Source organism: Aliidiomarina sedimenti, from assembly GCF_003986955.1.
Taxonomy (GTDB): Bacteria; Pseudomonadota; Gammaproteobacteria; order Enterobacterales; family Alteromonadaceae; genus Aliidiomarina; species Aliidiomarina sedimenti.
In genome coordinates this window covers 164,142-185,058 of sequence record NZ_PIPN01000005.1, presented here as the reverse complement: position 1 = coordinate 185,058, position 20,917 = coordinate 164,142, and the positions used below count along the sequence as shown (strand labels likewise).

The window sequence follows — 20,917 nt, the reverse complement described above, 5'->3', positions numbered from 1 at the left end:
GCCTATTACTTTGGAGCTGATTGGAGCTGCGCTGTGTCTGAAACGTCCGGGAATCTGCCCGCTGCATCCGCAGGGGTGTGGTCTGAAGTTCGCAAATTATCGCTGCTAACCGGACCGATCCTGATCGCCCAGTTAACCCAGATGCTGATGAGTGTCGTCGATACGTTGATGGCTGGACGGGTCGGTGCAACTGATTTAGCTGCAGTTGCTGTGGGTGGTTCAATCTGGACCCCTGCGACCCTGTTAGTGTTTGGCTTCGCGCTGGCTCTGGCACCGGTTATTTCACACGCGCATGGTGCTGGTGAATATAAGCGCATGGCCAACATGCTGCAGCAGGGCTTTTATACCTGCGCCATCAGCGCCTTGCTGGTGGTGGGTTTAGTTTACCTGGCGCCGCTGTTCCTCAACATGATGGACGTCGAAGAAGACTTCCGTCGTAAAACCTTTGATTACCTTACCTATATTCTCTGGGGCACCCCGGGGCTTGTGCTCTACATGGTGCTGCGCAACTTTTGCGAAGGTCTCTCGCATACCATGCCGTCACTGGTAATCGGCGTTATCGGGCTGCTGATCAATATTCCCGCCAACTATATCTTTATCTACGGCAGTTTTGGCGCTCCAGCGCTGGGCGGGGCAGGCGCTGGTGTGGCTTCCGCTCTGGTTTACTGGGGCATGGGGCTGTCACTGCTTGGCTATGTACTGGTGGCGAAGCGCTATCGCAAACTGATGCTATTAAGTCAGATTTACCTGCCTAGTTGGGATGATATCTGGCATTTTGTGCGGCTTGGCTTTCCCATTTCGATGTCGTTGTTCTTCGAAGTTAGCCTGTTCGCAGCAGTGGCGATTTTAATCGCGCCACTTGGCTCAATTATGGTGTCGAGCCATCAGATTGCGTTGAATATTTCATCGCTGGTGTATATGTTTCCGCTCAGTCTGAGCATGGCGGTGACCTTGCGGGTTGGTTTTGCGCTTGGCTCTGCTCAGGTCATGGACGCGATGCGAAGCTACAAAGTCGCATTGGTGCTTGGGGTTGGCTTTGCGGTGGTGAATGGCCTTGGGATGTGGCTGGGTGGCCGTTATTTAGCTGGTTTCTATACTGAGGACAACGCGATTATCGAGCTTGCCGGCACCTTACTTGGTTTAGCCGCGATCTTTACCGTCTCTGACACGTTCCAGGCGATTTCCATCGGGGCGTTGCGTGGCTACAAAGACACCCGGGCTGCAATGGTGGTGACTCTGGTCTCCTACTGGCCGTTTGGCCTGACCGTGGGCGTGGTGCTGGGCCGCACCGACCTGCTGGTCCCGGCGATGGGTCCGGCGGGCTTCTGGATAGGCTTTATTAGTGGCCTTAGCGTTGCAGCCGTGCTCTTAACCATCCGACTATTCCGTGTCCACCGGCAAACACTGAACGCGCAATGAATGCGAGCGCGGGGCTTGAACATTGAATTCAATGAATGCAAGCGCGGGGCTTGAATATTGAATTCAATGGATGCAAGCGGCCGCTGGGGATTAGCCCTTACGTTGCTGCAACACTTTGCACACGTCATCAATGCTGAGATCGCGCGCACTTAGCACCACCATCAGGTGATACATTAAGTCAGCACTTTCATTCAGCAGCGCGTCATCGTCCTGAGCGACGGCGGCCAGTGCCACTTCAACCCCTTCTTCACCGACCTTTTGTGCACAGCGCCGAATGCCGGATTCAAGCAGTTGGGCGGTATAACTTTGACTGCCGTCGGCCTGCTGTTTGCGTTGCTCTATAGTGCGCTGTAACTCGCTGAGTTCGCTAATCATCGGCTGCTGCTGTGGTACCCAGCAACTCTCAGTACCAAGGTGGCAGGTAGGCCCCTGCGGATGAGCCAGGGCTAGAATGGCGTCGTTGTCACAGTCAGCCACTAATTCAACCAGTTGCAGTGTGTTGCCACTTTCTTCGCCCTTGCGCCAAAGACGCTGTTTACTGCGGCTAAAGAAAGTGACTTGCTGGCTTTGCAGGGTCGCGGCGAGGGCGTCCTGATTCATATACCCCTGCATTAACAAACGGCCACTGCTGGCGTCCTGCACCATGCATGGGATCAGATCGTTCATTTTTTGCCAGTCGAGCGAATTCAGATTATCTGTGGTTAGTTGCATGAAATATCCTTGTTTTCCAGAGTCGTTTTGGCCACGGATGTCTTAGCGACGAATAATAATGCCATTGTCGCCTAAGGTCGCTTTCAGTTCATCCATGTCGATAATGCCTTTGTGAAAGACCGACGCGGCTAAGGCGCCATCGACGTTCGCCTGCTGAAAAACCTCAATAAAGTGCTCAATCGCGCCGGCACCGCCTGAGGCGATCAGAGGAACAGAACATTGTTCGCGTATCGCTTTGAGCTGGGCCACGTCATAGCCCTGACGTACGCCGTCCTGATTCATGCAGTTAAGAACAATTTCACCGGCGCCACGGCGAATCACTTCCTGCACCCAGTCACTGGTGTGCCAGGCAGTTTTACCACTGCGTTTTTCATCACCAGTAAACTGATGTACTTCGTAGTGACCACTGGTTTCGTTATAAAAACTGTCGATACCAATTACAATACACTGCTGGCCGAACTCATCGACCATCCGGTTAATCAGATCAGGATCACGCAGGGCGGGGGTGTTAATTGATATTTTATCGGCCCCCATCGACAGGATTTCACGTGCCTGGTCGACTGATTTAATTCCGCCAGCCACTGCAAACGGGATATTGATCACTTCTGCGACCCGGGCCACCCAGGATTTGTCCACCACACGCTCATCGGAGGACGCGGTAATGTCATAGAAGACCAGTTCATCGGCACCTTCGGCTGCATAGCGTTTGGCGAGCGGCACAATATCACCGATGACTTCATGGTTACGAAACTGAACCCCTTTGACTACCTGTCCGTCGCGTACATCGAGACAGGGGATTATGCGTTTTGCCAGCATTCGGTTGCCTCCGCCAGGGTAAATTGTCCGGTTAACAGCGCTTTGCCTAAAATGACACTGTCACAGTTTACCGCACGTAAGTCTTTCAGATCATGCAAGCTGGAAACCCCCCCGGATGCCTGCCAGACCACCTCCGGGAAATCGATTTTTAAGTCGCGGTATAAATGCACGTTGGGGCCGGAGAGCATGCCGTCACGACTAATGTCGGTGCACAGCACATGTTTACAGCCTGCAGGAATTAAGTCGCCGAGCAGTGTTTCAATGCGCACATCGCTTTGTTCCTGCCAGCCGTGTGTCGCTAACCAGCGTTGGCCGTCGGCATCAATGTTGATATCTAACGCCAGCACAATGGCCTCTGAACCAAACTCATTCAGCCACTGCGCCGCCAGGGCCGGGTCCTTGACTGCGGTCGAACCGACTACCACGCGCTCAACGCCGGTGGCGAGTAAGCTACGGATGTCCTCAGTGGTGCGAATGCCTCCTCCGGTTTGAGTGGGCAAACCGCTTTCCTGCTGCATCCGGTTAATCAGCGTTAGCTGCCGTTTGGCGGGGTCACGGGCTCCATCAAGATCAACAATATGAAGATACTCAGCACCGGCTTGCGCATAGTCACAGGCCACCTCAATCGGGTCAGAATGGTAGGTGGTCTGGCGTGCGAAATCGCCTTGTTTCAGGCGCACCACCTGACCGTCAATAATATCCAGCGCTGGAATTAACATGTGATCTCCAGAAAGTTTTGTAGTACCCGTGCGCCGGCGTCGCCGGAGCGTTCCGGGTGAAACTGTACGCCCATAAAGTTGCCCTGGGCAATAGCCGCCGCAAAAGGCTGAGTGTATTCACAGCGGGCAATGCAGTGCGGCTCAGCTGGTGCTGCATAGGTATGGACATAGTAAAAATAAGGTTGTTCACCAGCAAAGCCTTTGAACAGTGGGTGATCGGTCACTTCGGTTGCGTTCCAGCCCATATGGGGCAGTGGCAGATTGTCTTTGTTGTGCAGCCGTTCAACCTGGGTATCAATCACGCCCAGGCAGGGTAAAGGGGCGCTCCCTTTTTGTAGACTGGACTGTTGACTGTACTGTTCGGAGGAACTGTTGGTGAGCATCTGCATGCCTAAGCAGATCCCCAGCACCGGCTGAGTGAGTTCGCGCAGTACGTCAATCAGTTGCAACTCTGTAAGCGAACGCATCGCCGCGCTGGCGGTACCAACCCCAGGCAATACAACATGGCTGGCGCTACGGATGACGTCCGGGTCGGAGCTCACTACCGCTTCAACTCCCAGTCGTTTGAATGCAAAGTTGACGGAGGCGAGGTTGGCAACGCCAGTATTGACGATAACCAGCTTCATGCCAGCACCCCTTTACTGGAGGGCATCTCATTGCCCTGTTTAGTAATCGCCTGGCGCAACGCGCGACCAAATACTTTAAACAGGCTTTCCACCTGGTGGTGGGCGTTGCCTTCGGTGGTGCTCAGGTGCAGGCTAATTTTCATGGTGTCACATAGCGAACGGAAGAAATGCTCAACCATCTGAGTCGACAAGGTTCCTACCGTGCTATCCGTAAACTCGGCATTAAAAACCAGGAAAGGTCGGCCGGAGACATCCAGTATTGCCTCGGCGCGGCATTCATCCATGGGCAACACAAAGCCAAAACGGCCGATGCCACGTTTGTCTGCCAGGGCTTTGTGCAGCGCTTCACCGAGTGCCAGCGCGGTGTCTTCCACACTGTGGTGATCATCAATGTGTAAATCGCCGGAAACCTTTACGCTTAGGGAAAAACCACCGTGGGTGGCAATTTGCTCCAGCATATGGTCGAAAAAGCCAATGCCGGTGGCAATCGAAACCGGCGCTTTTTCATCCAGGTTAACTTTCACTTCAATGTCGGTCTCGCGGGTGGTGCGCACGACAGTGGCCTGACGTGGCTTCAGGGTCAGGGCCTTCACAATATCGCTCCAGCCGTTGCTGTCGCGGTCATAGCGAATGCCCTGAATGCCCATCGCGGCAGCGAGCTGAAGATCGGTTTCACGGTCGCCGATCACCGCGCTTTGGCTGAAATCAACCAAACCCTGTTGCAGGAATTCCTGCACCAGGCCCAGCTTTGGTTTACGGCAACTGCAGTTATCACTTTCAAAATGCGGGCAGATAAGGACGTCACTAAATTTAATGCCCTGGCTTTGCAATAACTGCATCATTGCCTGGTGCGGGGCGTCAAAGTCTGCCTGGGGGAAACTGTCAGTGCCCAGACCATCCTGGTTACTCACCATGACCAGGCGGTAACCGGCTTCTTGCAATGCCAGCAGCGCACTCACCATACCCGGCTCGTAGACCAGTTTATCCAGACGATCGAGCTGTTTATCTACTGCTGGCTCTTCCACTAAGGTGCCGTCACGGTCGATAAAAAGAATTTTTTGTTGCGAAAGCATCTGTCTACTCCTTAGCGCGAGGTGTTGGCAAATTCAGCCAACACCTCGATCAGTTGTTCATTTTCAGCCGGTGCACCGACCGTCACCCGCAGGCAATTGGACAGCCCGGGCTGGCTTGACTGGTTGCGCAGTAAAATACCGGCATCGACGCAAAACTGCATCACCGCGTCTGCGTCTGCAACCCTGAACAGAATAAAGTTGGTCGCACTTGGCAGCACGCTGCGCACATACGGCAGTTCAGTCAATGCAGCACTGAGCCTTTCACGTTCACCCTGCGCCTCAATCACGTTCTGACGAACCTCGATTAGGTTGTCCGGGCTCAGCGCCTGAGTGGCAATCTGGATACTGACGTCAGGCAGCGGGTAGGGGGCAAGCACTGGCACCAGCGCATTGATTACCTCACTATTAGCCAGCGTAAAACCGACCCGGATACCTGCCAGGCCAAAGGCTTTTGACAGGGTGCGCATTACCACCAGGTTATCGAACCGCGTCAGCAAGGTGGCGAAAGACGCTGCATCGGCATATTCGATGTAGGCTTCATCGACTACCACCAGGGCACGGCCAGCAAAGTACTCAAGCAAGTGTTCTATATCTGCGCTGCGTAACTGGTTACCAATCGGGTTCGATGGATTGCAGAGAAAGACCAGCTTAACCTGTTCGCTTTGTTGTTTAATGCCTTCAATGTCGAGCTGCCAGTCGTCGCTGGGATCAACTGTATCGGCTTGCTGCAATGGCACTTTGATGACAGGCGTATTATTCAGCCCGGCCGAAATGCTGTACATGCCGTAGGTCGGTGGGCAAATAAGGATTTTGTCCTGCCCCGGCTCGCAAAAGCTGCGGATCAGAAGCTCGATGCTTTCATCGCTGCCACGGTGACTAAGCAGTTGGTCAGGTGATATGCCCGCATAGCGCGCGTAGGCTTGATTAAGCTCCGCCGACTGGAAATTCGGATACCGGTTCAGGTTTGCAGTATCGACGTTGTAATCGGCGCTATAGGGTGACTCATTGGCATTTAGCCAGATACGGCCGCCACTCATGCTACGGCGGGCCGAGGCGTAGGGCTGTACGTCGCGCAGGTGAGGGCGTAGTAATTGTTGAGCCAGGTTCATTGACGCTCTCCTTCGGTACTTGCTGTAGCAGTTTGCAGATCTGCTTGCATACGCGCACTGTCCAGACGTCGGGTGACGGCGAGGCGGTGTGCGTCGAGCTTTTCTTCGGCAGCCAGCGCCGTGATCGCTGGTGCCAACAGACGTAGCCCTTGTGGGGTTAGCTGTTGCACCGTATAACGGCGATAGAAATCGGCTAAACCAAGGCTGCTGTAGTTACGCGCATAACCGTAAGTGGGCAGCACGTGGTTGGTGCCGGTTGCGTAATCGCCACCTGACTCCGGCGCATAGTGGCCAACAAAAATGGAGCCTGCCTGATCGGTTTGCTCAATCCAGTCCTCGGCGTCTTTGATTTGCAGACTCAAGTGTTCCGGCGCGTAGCGCTGTGAAATGGCAGCGGCTTCGGTTAAATCCTCGGTCACGATAAAGCTGCTTGATGCCAGCGCCTGCGCAGTGATTTCAGCGCGTGGTAGCTCGGCTAGCTGACGTTGCAGCGCGGCGCGGGTTGCTTCCACCACCTTCGCTGAAGGACTGAGCAGGATAACCTGAGAGTCCGGCCCGTGTTCCGCCTGCGACAACAGATCAGCGGCAATGAATTCAGCATCCGCAGTGTCATCTGCAATAATCAGCAACTCAGAGGGGCCTGCGGGCAGATCGATAGCAGGGCCACCGGCGAGCTGGCTGACGTATTGCTTCGCCGCCGTGACGTAACTGTTGCCAGGACCGAAAATTTTATCCACCGCATTGATACGTTGAGTACCTAAAGCGAGTGCTGCAATGGCCTGCGCACCGCCTGCCAGAACCACCTGAGTGACGCCGCATTTGAGCGCTGCATAGCAAATAGCCGGACTTAACAGGCCATTTTTGTCTGGTGGGCTGACCAGAATACGCTCATTGCATTGAGCCAGCTGAGCCGGTACGCCGCACATCAGCACTGTACTTGGCAAACTGGCACTGCCGCCTGGGATATACAGGCCAACCTTGCGTAATGGCGCGATGCGTTGCTGACAACGCACACCGGGCATGGTTTCGATGTCCACGGTTTGCGGTCGCTGCTCAGCATGGAAACGGCGAATATTGTCGTAGGCCAGATCTATGGCCTGCTTGACCTTTTGCTCGGTCCGTCCGGCGAGAGCTTCAACCTGATCCATAGCTAACACAGGCGAGTCGAGGCTGACATTGTCGAAACGCTGAGTCAGTTCAAGCAGGGCAGAGTCGCCTTGCTGCTCAACCTGCTCAATGATCTCGCGAACCTGTCTCATCAGTTGCGCGCTGGCGCGCTGTGCCGGGCGTTGAAGACGGCGGCGCCGTTCTTCTTCGCTCAAGGATTGCCAGCGCACAGCGCCGGCGATTGTATAACTTGCCATTGTCACTACCCCAGCATTTTTTCAATCGGCAGTACCAGAATCGAACTGCAACCCAGTGTTTTCAGTTGTTCCATAGTTTCCCAGAATAACGTCTCGGTGCTCACCACGTGAACGGCAACCACGTCGTCGCTGTGCGATAACGGCAGGACAGTCGGACGCTCGGCGCCGGGTAGTATATCTTCCACTTGCTGCAGCTTGTCTTTCGGCGCGTGCAGCATAATGTACTTGCTTTCTTTTGCTAACTGGACGCCGTCAATACGTGCCAGCAGCTTATCCATCATTTGTTGTTTAGATGGATCGAGGGCTTCGGCGCGCTGGATCAGTTGCACCTGAGAGCGGAAAATAACCTGCTGCTCACGCAGACCATTGGCTTCTAAGGTCGCGCCAGTGGAAACCAGATCACAGACCGCATTGGCCAGTCCCGCCCGCGGTGCAACTTCAACCGAACCAGTCAGCATCACTGGTTTCGCGTTGACCCCCTGATCTTTGAGGTAGCGTTCCAGCAAACGAGGGTAGGTCGTCGCAATTTTAAGGCCTTCCAGATCCGCAATACCGTTAAAATTTTGCTCGGTTGGTAAGGCAATACTTAGGCGGCAGTGGCCGAAATCGAGTCGGCGCAGAGAACGAAACTGATTGCTCTGTTGTCTCATTTCGCGCTCAAGTGATTCTTCTTCCAGCACGTTTTCGCCAACCAGCCCGAGATCAACAACCCCATCCATGACCAAACCGGGAATATCATCGTCACGCACCCGCAATAAGTCGATAGGGTGGCTGGTGCTGTGCACCATTAAGCGGGCTTCATGCATGTTGAATTTGACGCCACAGGCGCTGAGCAGCTTGATTGATTCTTTGCTGAGGCGGCCGGACTTTTGCACGGCGATGGTTAGACGTTGTTTGCTCATAACATTTCCTTAGTGTCTGCTGGGCGTAGCGCGAGGCGCGTACCAAATACAATTAAAAAGCCCCCGAAAGGTACGCTTCCGGGGGCTTTTTTAGATTCCTGGAAGGTACCGGTATAACGGACCTTCCACACTCTGAAGGCCGTCAGTCAGAATGATGGTGGTGATGTACAGAAATAGAGTTGTATAGACTATTCATGCTAAAAACCTATGGTTGACGGCAGTAAAGTGATTAAGTTGTCTAAATTCTACTGACTAGTACGCAAAATGCAACCCTAAAGACTAAAATTGGTCAGAGAAACTACTCGACGAATGTGTAACGTGGCCGATACAGAACCTATGTGGCACTGTGCTGGGGGGCACCTATGGCAAATCAGGATATTTTGTTTCCGTTTTTACCGCGCAATACGCAGATTGATGTGCGTGACCCAAACTTGCGGGTAAAGCGGGTTGAAAGCGCACCAGCTGGCTCGGCGGTGCAGGATGATGAAGACTTTGATGATACTCAGGGTGCCCGGGTATTGGAGCGTTATCGTCACCCCCAGCAGCAACGGGGACAGCACCACCAGCAACAGCCGGAACAGCAGGCGAGTGGTGATAATCATGCCAGCCATCAGCCGCCCGAAGAGCCTCCGGTGGCTGAAGACCCACGTAAAAAGTTAGCGGACCACGATGACGATACCCATAAAGGTATTCATCTGGATACCTTTATCTGATTAGGTGGCGTTATGCCGACAGCCTAGTTTATCCGCACCCGGCGGGGTAACAGCAGCTCAAAACATGTACCTTGTCCTGGTGTACTGCTGACTGTGATATCGCCTTTCAATTGCTGGCGCACTAAGTTGTAGACGATGGGCATCCCCAGTCCGGTACCACCCTGGTTGCGTTTGGTGGTAAAGAACGGCTCAAAGATTTTCTGCAGGGTTGCGTCATCCATGCCATTGCCATCGTCGCAAAAGCTCAGCCGTACATAGTCTGCATCTGCCCGCGCCGCACGAATAGTAATAGTGCCACGAATATCGCTGTCACCGGCCTCCTGGGTCGAGGTGGCAGCATAGCCGTGACGTATGCTGTTGGTAACCAGGTTGGTGAGGATTTGCGCCATCGCACCGGGGATGGTGTCCATTTCGATTTCGCCATCGACATCAATCTGGAAGTCTATGTGGGCACGTTTTAATTCAATGGATAGCGCTGACATGATTTCTTCAATGTAGTTGCCGAGATCAATCGTGCGTCGTTCGGTCACCATCTGATCCACAGCAACCTGTTTGAAGTTACTGATTAACCGCGCTACCCGGCTCAGATTTTTCTCGGTCAGGCTGAGAGACTCCTCTGACTGGCCGAGGAAGCGATCCAGTTGCTCCCGCGTAAGCCGCCCTTCACGCACATTCTGCTGCAGAATTTCGCGGCGATCGTTCAACATCGAGGTGGCGGTTAATGCAACACCCAGCGGCGTGTTGACTTCATGGGCAACACCAGCGACCAGGTTACCAAGCGCGGCCATTTTTTCTGACTCTACCAGCTTGTCCTGAGCGTTATGCAGCTCGGTAAGGGCATCCATGAGTTGTGTCGCGGTGCGTCGTTTTTTGACGTACAAGCTTAAGCTGAGGACACCTAATATTGAGGCCGCCGCTAATGCAATCAGGATATAAATCAGGTATTCCCGCTGTCGGTCGATAGTGCGTTCGCGATTCTCGATGAGTGCAGCCTGCTCCGTCAGGGCACTGCGTTGATCACGCAACTGCTGCTGTTGGGCAGCAAGAATGTCGCGATTGGCCGTAATACGCTGAGCCAGCTCATTGCCTTCCTGCTCTTTAGCCGCCAGTTGCGCCTCTTTGGTTTCCAGCAAGCGTTCCTGCTCACGTAAGGTTCGTTCACTGTCATCAAGTAAGTTTTGAATCCGGTTAAGTTGTTCCTCACGGTTAAACAATAATTCGCGTTGTTGTTCCAGTTCTGACAACAAGTTGTTCAGGGTAGCCTGCTGCGAGTCCATCACTTCCTGCTTTTCTTCGATGGTTCCTTCCTGCACGCGGAGTACCTGATCACGTTCACTGAGCGCCTGCTCGAGGCTGGAAATGCGCTCCTGCAACTGACGGAGTTCCTCGCGGAGCAGGTTATTCTGTTCACTCAGCTCCTGACGGCTGCTTTGAATACTGGCAATCTCAAGCATCGACCTGTGGTGTGCAGCAAGGGTATTCAGCTCCTGCCCACTGATTTGCAGTAGCCCTGAGTTCACCTCAAGGCCGGCAGAATTAATCCGCTGGTCATTGATTTGGTAACTGATTGCACCGGCATTGTCTGCACTGATATTGATCATCATGTTCTGGCGAACCAGGCGGTCTTCAGTGATCACCAGCACATTGTTGCGCATGGCCTGGTTGAGAATCAGTTCGCTGGCACCGCTATGGCGTGGTCCGACGTAGACTAAGTCGACCTGAGCCACCTGAGAATTACGGGTCAGTAGTTGAACCTGAATGGGTTTATCACGCATCTCTCCAAGCGGAATAGAAGCGAGCAGCTCAAAAACATTTTCATCCCCCAGCACCCCAATGGTCAGTTCGGAGCGCTGCTCTTCATTGGGCCAGTTGACATAGCGCATAACACTTATTAAATAGGCCGCCCGGATCTCGGCCAGGCTGTAGCTGTCATCATTCGTTGGCAATGGCTCAGGCTGCACGGCCTGCACTGAATGGCTGACCACGAGCATACTAAGCGACAAAAGCCACGCTGTAAGGGACTGACGAACAACCTGCACCAAAACTTCTTCCTATGCCAAACGTTAGCGCTGCATTGTATCTGAAATCTACGGTTGTTGGAAAGTTAGCCAGCTGAATGAAACGGATGAAGCAAATCAAATGCTGTGAAATAATGCAGCTTCAACTAGCTGGGGTACACAATGGTAACGATGGATCAGGGAGCAGCATGGCAAACATAAGTAATGTTTTTGCCAATGACGGGCTACTCAGTAAGGCGATTGAGGGCTTTCAGCCTCGCCCTGCACAAATGCAGATGGCTGAAGCGATTGCATCAATGGCGGATGCCCACCCTGTATTAATTGTGGAAGCTGAAACCGGAACCGGTAAGACCTTCGCTTACCTGGCGCCTGCGTTAATGGCGAAAGGAGAGGACGGCAGGCGGCCAAAAGTGATCGTGTCGACTGGCACCAAGAATCTGCAGGAGCAGTTGTTTCATCGTGACTTACCCAAAGTTCGCGATGTACTGGCGGCCGATGCGGTGGTGGCGCTATTGAAAGGGCGTAACAACTACCTGTGTATTCAGCGAATGGAGCAGTTCGTGCAGCAGCCTTCTCGCTTTGACCCCCAATACCTGGCCCAGATGCAGCAGCAGGCGAGGGTGGTAAAACAATGGTCCAATCAAACCCGTAGCGGCGACCTTGGAGAACTTACTGAGCTGCCCGAAGATGCGATTATTTTACCGCAAATTACCAGCACCGCTGACAACTGTCTGGGTCGCGAATGCCCGGCTTACGACGACTGCTATGTAGTCAAAGCCAGACAAAAGGCGCTGGAAGCCGATGTAGTGGTGGTCAATCACCATCTCTTTTTTGCCGATGCGGTGCTGAAAGACACGGGGTTTGGCGAGCTAATTCCGCAAGCGGACATGGTTATTTTTGATGAGGCCCATCAGGTGCCTGATATTGCCAGCAACTATTTTAGCGAGTCATTGAGTACCCGTCAGCTTGCCGAGCTTGGCCAGGATCTGCGGATGCTCTATCGCACTGAATTGAAAGATCTTAAGCAACTGGAGAGTATTGCTGACCAACTGGAGAAAGGTGGTCTTGACCTGCGTTTGCAGTTTGCCCGCGACCCCGAACGAGGCAACTGGCGCGATGCGCATAAGCAAACCGCTGTGGCGTCGGATAGTGAGCGCTTAACCACGACATTGCAGCGAGCCTATGACATTGTTAAAGCGTCGCTGGGGCGCAACAAAGTCCTCGACCAGTGTTACGAGCGCATTCTGGCCCTGAAAACACGCTGGCAGCAATTAACAAATACTGCTCGCACCGGGTATAGCTTTTGGTATGAAACGACCAGTCGCCATTTAACTGTGCATCAGACTCCGCTGAGCGTCGCAGATAAGTTTGCTGAATTTATCCAGCGTCAGCAAGCGCGTTGGGTGTTTACCTCGGCTACTCTGGCAGTGGACGGAGACTTCAGTCACTTTAGTGGTCGGCTGGGCCTGCAGGACGCACAAACCTTAGTATTATCGAGCCCGTTCGATTTCTCCCGTCAGGCGATGCTGTACATGCCAAGGTACTTGCCGCAACCGAGTGATCCGGCGATGGCGCAGCACATTTTGCAGCTGGCCCGTGAGTTGATTGCGGTCAATCATGGCGGCACCTTCTTATTGTTTACCAGTTATCGCATGCTGAATCAGGTCGCAGCGGTGCTGCAGGTCGAACTGGACCGCACCGTACTCGTACAGGGCCAAACTAGTAAACGGGAGTTGCTTGATCAATTTGTCGCCGCCGGGGATGCGGTATTGCTCGGCACCAGTTCATTTTGGGAGGGTGTAGACGTACGCGGAGATGCCTTGCGCCTGGTCATTATTGATAAATTACCGTTTGCAGCGCCGGATGACCCATTATTGCAGGCTCGGATTGAAGACTGTAAATTGCGCGGTCAGAACCCGTTCAATCAGGTTCAGCTGCCACAGGCGGTAATTAGTCTCAAGCAGGGTGCAGGGCGGTTAATACGTGATGCATATGATTATGGCGCCCTGGTGGTTTGTGACAATCGCCTGGTAACTAAGCAGTATGGACGGATTTTTTTAAATAGTTTGCCTGCAATGGCGCGGACACGATCATTACCGGTGGTAAAAGAATTTTTGGCTCGTGAGTCTGACGATGCGCGAGCTGAACAGCAGGAAGATAATCAATAATGAAACCTTTTTTAGCAATTGATAGTGCGACCGAGTATTGCTCGGTGGCCTTAGGTCAGGGCTCTGACGTGATTAGCCGTGGGGCAGAGCTCCCACGCCAGCATTCACAGGCCTTACTGCCTTATGTGGATGAGGTACTGGCAGAAGCCGGGCTCAGCCTGGATCAGTTGAGTGCTATTGTGGTCAGTCAGGGGCCGGGGAGTTTCACCGGCGTGCGCATCGGCGCTAGCATGGCTCAGGGTCTGGCGTTTAGTCAGGACTTACCTCTGGTCCAGGTGTCGACCCTGGCGGCGATGGCACAGGCGAGCTACCGACTGCACCAGGCAAACCAGGTTTTGGCGGCTATCGATGCGCGCATGGGCGAGGTGTACTGGGGAACCTACGGTCTGCAAAATGGTCTTATGCAGGCAATAGATGAAGAACGGGTATGTGCGCCCGAGCAGGTCAGCTTGCCCGCCTCCGCGACACAGAATGACCTCTGGTTTAGCTGTGGAACTGGCTGGGAAACCTATCCTCAAGTGCTTAGTGACCGCATCAAAGCACAGTGCGCTGATATTGATTTACGACCAGCGAACGGTGTTCGCCTGCCTCACGCAATAGACATGCTAAGCTTAGGTGAGGTCTATTTTGCTCAGGGGCGAGCAATCGCTGCGGAGGATCTTTCACCGCATTACTTACGTAATGAAGTAACCTGGCAAAAGTTGCCGGGACGCTGATATGGGAGGTGCTCATGCGCCTGATAATGCAAACAGTTTTGGGTTTAGTTGTATCGCTGGTTATAGCGGGGTGTGCATCGCGCTACCCGGAACCAATTCGAACTGAGGCGACTGATCTGGTGCCATTTAGCCAGGCTCTGCGAAGCACAGCAGAGCTTGAAGGGCGCACAGCGCGGTGGGGAGGCGTTATCGCGAACATTGAAAATAGCGCAGACGCTACCCGTATTGAGCTGGTTCATTTTCGCCTCAACGGCTACGGCAGGCCGCAGATTGAAGACGACAGTGAAGGGCGTTTTATTGTCTACCTGGACCGCTTTGTAGACCCGGAAATATACAAAGAAGGTCGCTCACTGACTGCTCTGGGCCAGATCAGCGCCAGTGAAGAGGGTAAAATCGGCGAATTTAATTACCTTTACCCGGTCCTGCAGGCCACTGGTGTAGAGTTGTGGCGGCCGCAACAACAACGCGACCAGATAGGGGTTGGCTATTACTACTATGACCCCTATTCGTTATGGTATCGGCATTCGCTGTATGGCGTAGGTCCTTACCGCTATCATCCTTATTACTATCCTTACGGCGAAAGTCGCCCGCAGCGCTCCCAGCAACAGCCGCAACAGATGCAGCGCCCGCTGAGTTCGCGGGAACCACATATAGAACGCCCGCAAAGTGTGCAGCAACGCATAATAAAAGAACAGTAAACCAGAGGTTGGCTTGACGACAAAGAACGAGGTTAGCGAGGTAAGCTTTGAATTACCTCATATCAGCTTAAAAGGTCTGCGTGGAGGTACCCCGGGCGGGCCTTTTTTATTGTTGCTGCATGGCTGGCTGGATAACTGCCGCAGCTTCGAACCCATGTTTCCCTATCTGGATGCCTTTGACTGGGTAGCCATCGACTTTCCTGGTCATGGTTATTCAGGCCATCGACCTGCAGGCGGCGCTTATTATTTTGTCGACTGGGTGGCTGATATCGAGGCGCTTATCAGAATCCAAAAGTGGCAGAATATCCATCTGGTCGGGCACAGCATGGGCGGTTATGTGGCGCAGACACTGGCGGCGGTATTTCCGCAACCGATTAAAAAACTGGTCACTCTGGAAGCCTTTGGTATGGTGGTTAGCCCGGCATCCGACTCGCTGCAGCAGTTACGTAAGGGGCTGCAGGCTCGCTTAAAGCAGGGCAAACGGCGTGACCCTGTCTACGCCGATATTAACAGCCTGGTTAAAGCGCGAGCTGAAATCAGTGAGTTCTCCGAAGACCTGGCGCTGTTGTTGCTGCAGCGGAATCTGCAGCCGGTCGAAGGGGGCTATCGCTGGCGTACCGACCCGCGCGTTCGGGCGCCTTCGCCGTTTCGCTTTTGTGCTCAACAGGTGCCGCCAATTCTGCAGGGCATCGAAGCTCCAATGCACGTGATCCTCGGCGACCAGGGTCACAATGACTTGCCGCAAGCAGTTGAAAAATGGGCTACAGATGTACGCCGAATTAGCTTTGAAACCCTCCCCGGAGGGCATCACTTTCACATGCAAAACCCTGCCAGGGTAGTAAATGCCTTGACTTGCCAGTTCATCGAACAAGTGTAAAATCCGCTAGGATCTACTGGTCGGATATGCGAATATATTGGGCTACAGATTTGACAAGCGCCCCGTTGGGGCGCTTTGCTATGTACAATAATGTTCTTTAAACGGCCCGTCATCAGAAGGTCGGACGCATCATTTGGATGGGTTAGAAATAACAGAAAGCAGGAGCGACACGGTGGAAAGAATTTGGCAGAAGCGCTATCCCAAAGGTGTTCCAAACGAGATTGATCCGGACCATTTTGGCTCGTTGGTTGAAATTTTTAACGACAGTGTAAGCAAATACCAGGGTAAAAGTGCTTATGTAAACATGGATCAGGAACTGTCCTTTGACGAGTTAGATAAGCAAACTCGTGACTTTGCCGCCTACTTACAAAGTATCGGGCTGAAAAAGGGCGACCCTGTGGCCGTGATGATGCCGAATTTGCTGCAGTATCCGATTGCTCTTTTCGGCATTTTGCGGGCAGGGATGGTAGTAGTGAATGTTAACCCGCTCTACACCGCTCGCGAACTTAAGCACCAGCTTAGTGATTCTGGCGCCAAAGTATTGGTTATCCTGAAAAATTTCGCTCATACCTTTGATAAAATCAAAGACGATGTGAAGCTGGATAAGGTGGTTCTGACGGGTATTGGGGATGCATTACCAGCTCCGAAGCGCTGGATTGTAAACTTCGTCGTGAAGTACGTTAAAAAGATGGTTCCCGCCTACAGCCTTAATAACAGCATTGATTTTAACAGCGCGCTTAGCAAAGGCAGCGCGGCCAGCTTTAAAGAAATCGACCTGAATGGCGACGATCTGGCCTTTTTACAGTATACCGGTGGTACTACCGGGCCGTCTAAAGGCGCTATGCTGACGCACCGCAATATGGTGGCCAACCTGGAACAGGTATCTTCTGTCATTACGCCAATGATGAATGATGGTGAAGAAGTAATTATTACTGCCTTGCCGCTTTATCATATCTTTGCGTTGACGGCGAATTGCCTGACGTTCCTCAAGCATGGCGGCAAAAACATTTTAATTACCAACCCGCGTGACATGCCTGGCTTCGTTAAAGAGCTATCCAAACATCAGTTCTCGATGATTTCAGGCGTTAATACGCTGTTCAATGGCTTGTTAAACACCCCAGGCTTTAAAGATCTTGATTTCAGTAAACTGAAAATAGCGCTGGGTGGCGGCATGGCGGTGCAACGCGCGGTCGCTGAGCATTGGGAAAAGGTCACTAAAGCGCCTTTACTGGAAGGTTATGGCCTGACGGAGTGCGCGCCGGTGGTGACAGTTAATCCTTATGACATCGAACATTACACTGGCAGCATTGGTATTCCGGTTCCTTCCACAGATATCATGATCGTCGATGAAGAAGGTAACGAGCTACCGTTGGGAGAGCCTGGCGAGATGTGGGTCAAGGGTCCGCAGGTGATGGCTGGTTATCTGGGACGTCCGGATGCAACCGCTGAGTCTATCAAAGACGGCTGGTTCGCGACTGGCGACATGGCAGTGGCAGATGATGATGGCTTCTTCCGCATTGTAGACCGGAAGAAAGATATGATTCTGGTGTCCGGCTTCAATGTCTATCCAAATGAGATCGAAGAAGTGGTGGCGAGCCATCCGAAGGTCCTTGAAGTTGCCGCGATTGGTGTACCGAATGACGCATCAGGTGAGGCAGTCAAAGTCGTATTGGTGAAGAAAGATGACTCGCTGACTGAGAAAGAAGTCGTTGAATATTGTCGCGAAAATCTGACTGCGTACAAGGTTCCTAAATTGGTTGAGTTCCGCGAGGAACTACCGAAAACCAATGTCGGGAAAATCCTTCGTCGTGAACTAAGAGACGACGAATGAGCGAAGTGAATTATCGCTTTATAGACGCCACCAAGGAATTGGTGGCGTTTTGCGATCAGGCAAAAACGGCTGGATGGCTGGCGCTGGATACCGAGTTTGTTCGTGAGCGGACCTTTTATGCTCAGCTTGGTTTGCTGCAGCTGGCCGTGGCGGATGACATTGTATTGGTTGATCCATTAGCCGGATTCGAGCTGGAGCCTTTCTGGCAACTGCTTGCCGACGAAAATGTGACCAAGGTGCTGCATTCGGGCGGCGAAGATCTTGAATTACTTTATCAATGCGCGCAACGGATGCCACAGAATGTGTTCGATAGCCAGATAGCGGCATCGGTATTAGGGTATGGCGATTCCCTTGGCTATGCGGCCATGGTGCAGCAGTTTTGTGATGTTGAACTGGATAAATCACAATCGCGCACAGATTGGCTGGCACGACCACTGAGTGATGACCAACGCTATTATGCGGCGGCTGATGTGTTTTATTTAGCGCGCATTTATCCACGTTTACTGACCGAACTTCAGCAGGCCGACAAGCTGGCACTGGTGGCTGATGAATGTGCCTTGCAGATCGTCAAACGCACGCGTCAGCTGAACCCTGATTTAGCCTGGCGCGAGATTGGCAACGCCTGGCAAACTTCGCCGCAGCAGCGTGCGGTGTTGCAAGCGTTAGCGGCCTGGCGTTTAAACACTGCACGACGCAAAGATAAGCCGGTAGGATTTATTGTTAAAGACGCTACTTTAATCGAAATTGCGCGGAAAGAAGCACAATCGATGGCACAACTTGCTGCGATTGATAGCATGCATCCGCAGGCAGTTCGGCGCTGGGGCGACGAAATTATTGCTGCAGTCAAAACTGGCCTGGCCTGCCCGGAGGAAAACATTCCAGCGGAAATGCCACGCCTCGATTTTGTCGATGGCTATAAAGGTATGTTTAAAAAAGCCAAAGCCCTGATACAGCGGAAAGCTGAGGAATTACAAGTGCCTGCGTCGTTGATCGGTTCCCGTAAGCAAATCAACGAAGTGTTTCACTGGCTTTGGTTCTGTAATGATGCGCTCAGGCAGCAGCTCAACCCGCCGGATTTACTGGTCGGCTGGCGCGGGGAACTGCTGAAAAGCGAGCTCGAAGCGTTGTTGCTGCCACGGCCTTAAGGTAGACTGAGTGCAGACATGAAAGTGGAGTAAACCATGTTTTGCATAGTGCTAAGGTCACATAAAAAAGCAGATACATATCTGTATATTGCCAAAGACGCCTCTTTTGAAGAGCTGCCGGAGCCACTCCAGCAGCTCTTCACCCCGCATACCCACGTAATGACCTTACTCCTCCAGGGGGAGCGAAAAATTGCGCGTCTCAGTGCATCAAAACTTAAGCAACACATAGAAGCTGAAGGGTTTTACCTGCAGTTACCCGCCACCACGGAAGACTGGCTTAAAGAGCACACCGCTCAAAACCCTGTTGATTAGGAGATACCCTGATGATGCATGTTGTTAAAGTAGCCTGCACAGCAATGCTAGCCGTCGCGCTGGCGAATCCAGCCGTCTATGCCGAAGAACAAGCTGAAGATGAGCGACCCGATTACGAGCGCTATGTAGAACAGTTAAAAAATGAAGCCATCGAGCATGGCATTGGTGAAGACACCGTTGCCCGTGCTTTTGAAGGAATTGAGTTTTATCAGCGTTCGGTCTCTGCTGACCGTAATCAACCAGAACGGGTGCTGACTCTGGATACCTACCTGCCGCGAGCAGTGCCTGACTGGAAGGTTAACCAGGGCATTGAAAAATTTGCAGAGCACAAAGAGTTGCTGGAACGCGTGGGCGCGGAATTTGGCGTCCAGCCACGCTTTATTGTTGCGTTATGGGGTGTTGAAACCAATTACGGCAGTTACACCGGTAATTTCAAAGTTGTTTCGGCGCTGGCAACGATGGCCTGGGAAGGCCGTCGTGAAGCATTCTTTAAAGGCCAGCTGATGCAGGCCCTGGAAATCATTGATGCGGGCCATATAGACCCAGACGAGATGCGTGGCTCCTGGGCTGGTGCTATGGGCCAAACGCAGTTTATGCCGAGTTCCTTTTTAAGTTATGCGATTGACTTCAATCAGGACGGTAAAATCGATATCTGGAACAGCTATGAGGATGTTTTTGCATCGGCAGCCAACTACCTGAGCCAGGTCGGCTGGCAGGATGATGTGACCTGGGGACGCCAGGTACGCATTCCGGATAATTTCGATACTGAATTAGCCGGGTTGTCGACCAAGAAGCCTTTAGCTGAGTGGCAGGCGCTGGGTGTGCGCCGCTATGACGGTTCAGACTTGCCGGTACGCGATGATATTGAAGCGTCCGTGATTATCCCTGATGATGAACAGGGTCGTATTTATCTTGCGTATACCAACTGGGATTCCCTGATGCGCTGGAACCGCTCAAACTATTTCGTCGTCGCGGTCGGTCACCTTGCCGATCGCATACAATTAGGTCGCTAAAAATCAATGAGTTATCAACATAAAGATATTTACGGACGGGTATTACCTTTTACCCCGGGGAAGGTTGTCTGTGCGGGGCGTAACTATCGCGCTCACGTAGAAGAGCTTGGCAATCAGGTCCCCAAGCACCCTTTGTTGTTTATTAAACCTGCCAGTGCACTGCAGCCGATGACGCAGCCAATTCAGTGGCCGCAGGTGCTGGGAAGCTGCCATCATGAAATCGAGCTTAGCCTTTTGATTGGGCGCAGCCTGAGCGATCCGAACCCGACCGCGAAACAGGCAATGAGTTCGGTGTGGGGCTACTCGTTAGGTTTGGATCTAACCTTACGTGATGAACAGGAAAAGCTTAAAATACAGGGGCATCCGTGGGAACGCGCAAAGGCCTTTGCCGGCAGCGCGCCGATGGGAAGCTTTATTCCGGCTAGTGAAATTGGCTCAGTCCGTGATCTGCAACTGGAATTGCAGATCAACGGCGGTGTGCGCCAGGCGGCAGAGACAAAATCAATGATGTTTAATGTCCTTGAGTTGCTCTGCGAAGCGGCGACGATCTTCACCTTACAGCCGGGCGATATCCTGATGACAGGGACGCCTGCGGGCGTCGGTGCCTTGCGTCGTGGCGATGAGTTGCACTTGCAACTGCAGGGCGCAGAGAAGCACTGGTCGTGGAAAACCCGGGTGGCAGGCTAA

At 52.9% G+C, this 20,917-nt stretch carries 20 protein-coding genes and 1 other annotated feature; of the genes, 11 read left to right on the top strand and 9 right to left on the bottom strand.

The features are described from left to right. The first annotated feature begins 75 nt into the window (after positions 1-75). Positions 76-1,419, top strand: coding sequence for an MATE family efflux transporter (locus CWE12_RS11590; RefSeq protein WP_241972362.1), 1,344 nt, complete (start codon positions 76-78; stop codon positions 1,417-1,419). A gap of 90 nt (positions 1,420-1,509) precedes the next feature. On the opposite strand, the gene hisIE is transcribed toward CWE12_RS11590, so the two are convergent. The 8 genes from hisIE to hisG are packed head-to-tail and all read right to left on the bottom strand — an operon-like array spanning position 1,510 to position 8,739. Then, on the bottom strand, positions 1,510-2,130 hold the full coding sequence (gene hisIE, locus CWE12_RS11585; RefSeq protein WP_126789864.1) for a bifunctional phosphoribosyl-AMP cyclohydrolase/phosphoribosyl-ATP diphosphatase HisIE: 621 nt from the start codon (positions 2,128-2,130) through the stop codon (positions 1,510-1,512). Between the two features lie 42 nt (positions 2,131-2,172). Further along, on the bottom strand, positions 2,173-2,946 hold the full coding sequence (gene hisF / locus CWE12_RS11580; RefSeq protein ID WP_126789863.1) for an imidazole glycerol phosphate synthase subunit HisF: 774 nt from the start codon (positions 2,944-2,946) through the stop codon (positions 2,173-2,175). Beyond that, positions 2,928-3,665, bottom strand: coding sequence for a 1-(5-phosphoribosyl)-5-[(5-phosphoribosylamino)methylideneamino]imidazole-4-carboxamide isomerase (gene hisA / locus CWE12_RS11575; RefSeq protein WP_126789862.1), 738 nt, complete (start codon positions 3,663-3,665; stop codon positions 2,928-2,930). The genes hisF and hisA overlap by 19 nt, the downstream gene beginning before the upstream one ends. Further along, positions 3,659-4,291: an imidazole glycerol phosphate synthase subunit HisH gene (hisH, locus tag CWE12_RS11570; protein WP_126789861.1), complete on the bottom strand. Its 633-nt coding sequence runs from the start codon at positions 4,289-4,291 to the stop codon at positions 3,659-3,661. The genes hisA and hisH overlap by 7 nt, the downstream gene beginning before the upstream one ends. After that, the gene (gene hisB, locus CWE12_RS11565; protein WP_126789860.1) at positions 4,288-5,364 is read right to left on the bottom strand and encodes a bifunctional histidinol-phosphatase/imidazoleglycerol-phosphate dehydratase HisB; all 1,077 of its coding nucleotides are present in this window, start codon (positions 5,362-5,364) and stop codon (positions 4,288-4,290) included. The genes hisH and hisB overlap by 4 nt, the downstream gene beginning before the upstream one ends. Before the next feature lie 11 nt (positions 5,365-5,375). Next, positions 5,376-6,473, bottom strand: a complete 1,098-nt coding sequence (hisC, locus tag CWE12_RS11560; RefSeq protein WP_126789859.1) for a histidinol-phosphate transaminase — start codon at positions 6,471-6,473, stop codon at positions 5,376-5,378. Continuing rightward, positions 6,470-7,837 (bottom strand): histidinol dehydrogenase, encoded by a 1,368-nt coding sequence (gene hisD / locus CWE12_RS11555; protein ID WP_126789858.1) that lies wholly within the window; start codon positions 7,835-7,837, stop codon positions 6,470-6,472. Before hisD ends, hisC begins: the two co-directional genes overlap by 4 nt. Positions 7,838-7,842: 5 nt before the next feature. Continuing rightward, a complete protein-coding gene (hisG, locus tag CWE12_RS11550) occupies positions 7,843-8,739 on the bottom strand; it encodes an ATP phosphoribosyltransferase (RefSeq protein WP_126789857.1) in 897 nt (298 codons plus the stop codon). A 51-nt stretch (positions 8,740-8,790) separates the two neighbouring features. Further along, positions 8,791-8,906, bottom strand: a sequence feature (His leader region). A gap of 195 nt (positions 8,907-9,101) precedes the next feature. Here hisG and CWE12_RS11545 point away from each other — a divergent pair. Next, positions 9,102-9,452, top strand: coding sequence for a hypothetical protein (locus CWE12_RS11545; RefSeq protein ID WP_126789856.1), 351 nt, complete (start codon positions 9,102-9,104; stop codon positions 9,450-9,452). Positions 9,453-9,475: 23 nt separating this feature from the next. On the opposite strand, the gene CWE12_RS11540 is transcribed toward CWE12_RS11545, so the two are convergent. Next, a complete protein-coding gene (locus CWE12_RS11540; protein WP_126789855.1) occupies positions 9,476-11,491 on the bottom strand; it encodes a YfiR/HmsC family protein in 2,016 nt (671 codons plus the stop codon). Positions 11,492-11,658: 167 nt separating this feature from the next. On the opposite strand from CWE12_RS11540, the gene CWE12_RS11535 reads away from it, so the two are divergent. The 9 genes from CWE12_RS11535 to CWE12_RS11495 all read left to right on the top strand — a co-directional run bounded on the left by CWE12_RS11535 (position 11,659) and on the right by CWE12_RS11495 (position 20,917). Beyond that, the gene (locus CWE12_RS11535; RefSeq protein ID WP_126789854.1) at positions 11,659-13,638 is read left to right on the top strand and encodes a DNA repair helicase YoaA; all 1,980 of its coding nucleotides are present in this window, start codon (positions 11,659-11,661) and stop codon (positions 13,636-13,638) included. Continuing rightward, a complete protein-coding gene (tsaB, locus tag CWE12_RS11530; protein WP_126789853.1) occupies positions 13,638-14,354 on the top strand; it encodes a tRNA (adenosine(37)-N6)-threonylcarbamoyltransferase complex dimerization subunit type 1 TsaB in 717 nt (238 codons plus the stop codon). Before CWE12_RS11535 ends, tsaB begins: the two co-directional genes overlap by 1 nt. A gap of 26 nt (positions 14,355-14,380) precedes the next feature. After that, positions 14,381-15,052: a Slp family lipoprotein gene (locus CWE12_RS11525; RefSeq protein WP_157981970.1), complete on the top strand. Its 672-nt coding sequence runs from the start codon at positions 14,381-14,383 to the stop codon at positions 15,050-15,052. Positions 15,053-15,065: 13 nt separating this feature from the next. Beyond that, a complete protein-coding gene (locus tag CWE12_RS11520; protein ID WP_126789851.1) occupies positions 15,066-15,929 on the top strand; it encodes an alpha/beta fold hydrolase in 864 nt (287 codons plus the stop codon). Between the two features lie 172 nt (positions 15,930-16,101). Next, the gene (fadD, locus tag CWE12_RS11515) at positions 16,102-17,760 is read left to right on the top strand and encodes a long-chain-fatty-acid--CoA ligase FadD (RefSeq protein WP_126789850.1); all 1,659 of its coding nucleotides are present in this window, start codon (positions 16,102-16,104) and stop codon (positions 17,758-17,760) included. After that, the gene (gene rnd / locus CWE12_RS11510; protein ID WP_126789849.1) at positions 17,757-18,905 is read left to right on the top strand and encodes a ribonuclease D; all 1,149 of its coding nucleotides are present in this window, start codon (positions 17,757-17,759) and stop codon (positions 18,903-18,905) included. The genes fadD and rnd overlap by 4 nt, the downstream gene beginning before the upstream one ends. A 36-nt stretch (positions 18,906-18,941) precedes the next feature. Beyond that, positions 18,942-19,217, top strand: a complete 276-nt coding sequence (locus tag CWE12_RS11505; protein ID WP_126789848.1) for a YcgL domain-containing protein — start codon at positions 18,942-18,944, stop codon at positions 19,215-19,217. An 11-nt stretch (positions 19,218-19,228) separates the two neighbouring features. Beyond that, on the top strand, positions 19,229-20,230 hold the full coding sequence (locus tag CWE12_RS11500) for a lytic murein transglycosylase (protein WP_198675746.1): 1,002 nt from the start codon (positions 19,229-19,231) through the stop codon (positions 20,228-20,230). A 6-nt stretch (positions 20,231-20,236) separates the two neighbouring features. After that, positions 20,237-20,917 carry a fumarylacetoacetate hydrolase family protein gene (locus tag CWE12_RS11495; protein ID WP_126789847.1) on the top strand — a complete coding sequence of 227 codons (681 nt, stop codon included), beginning with the start codon at positions 20,237-20,239 and terminating at the stop codon, positions 20,915-20,917.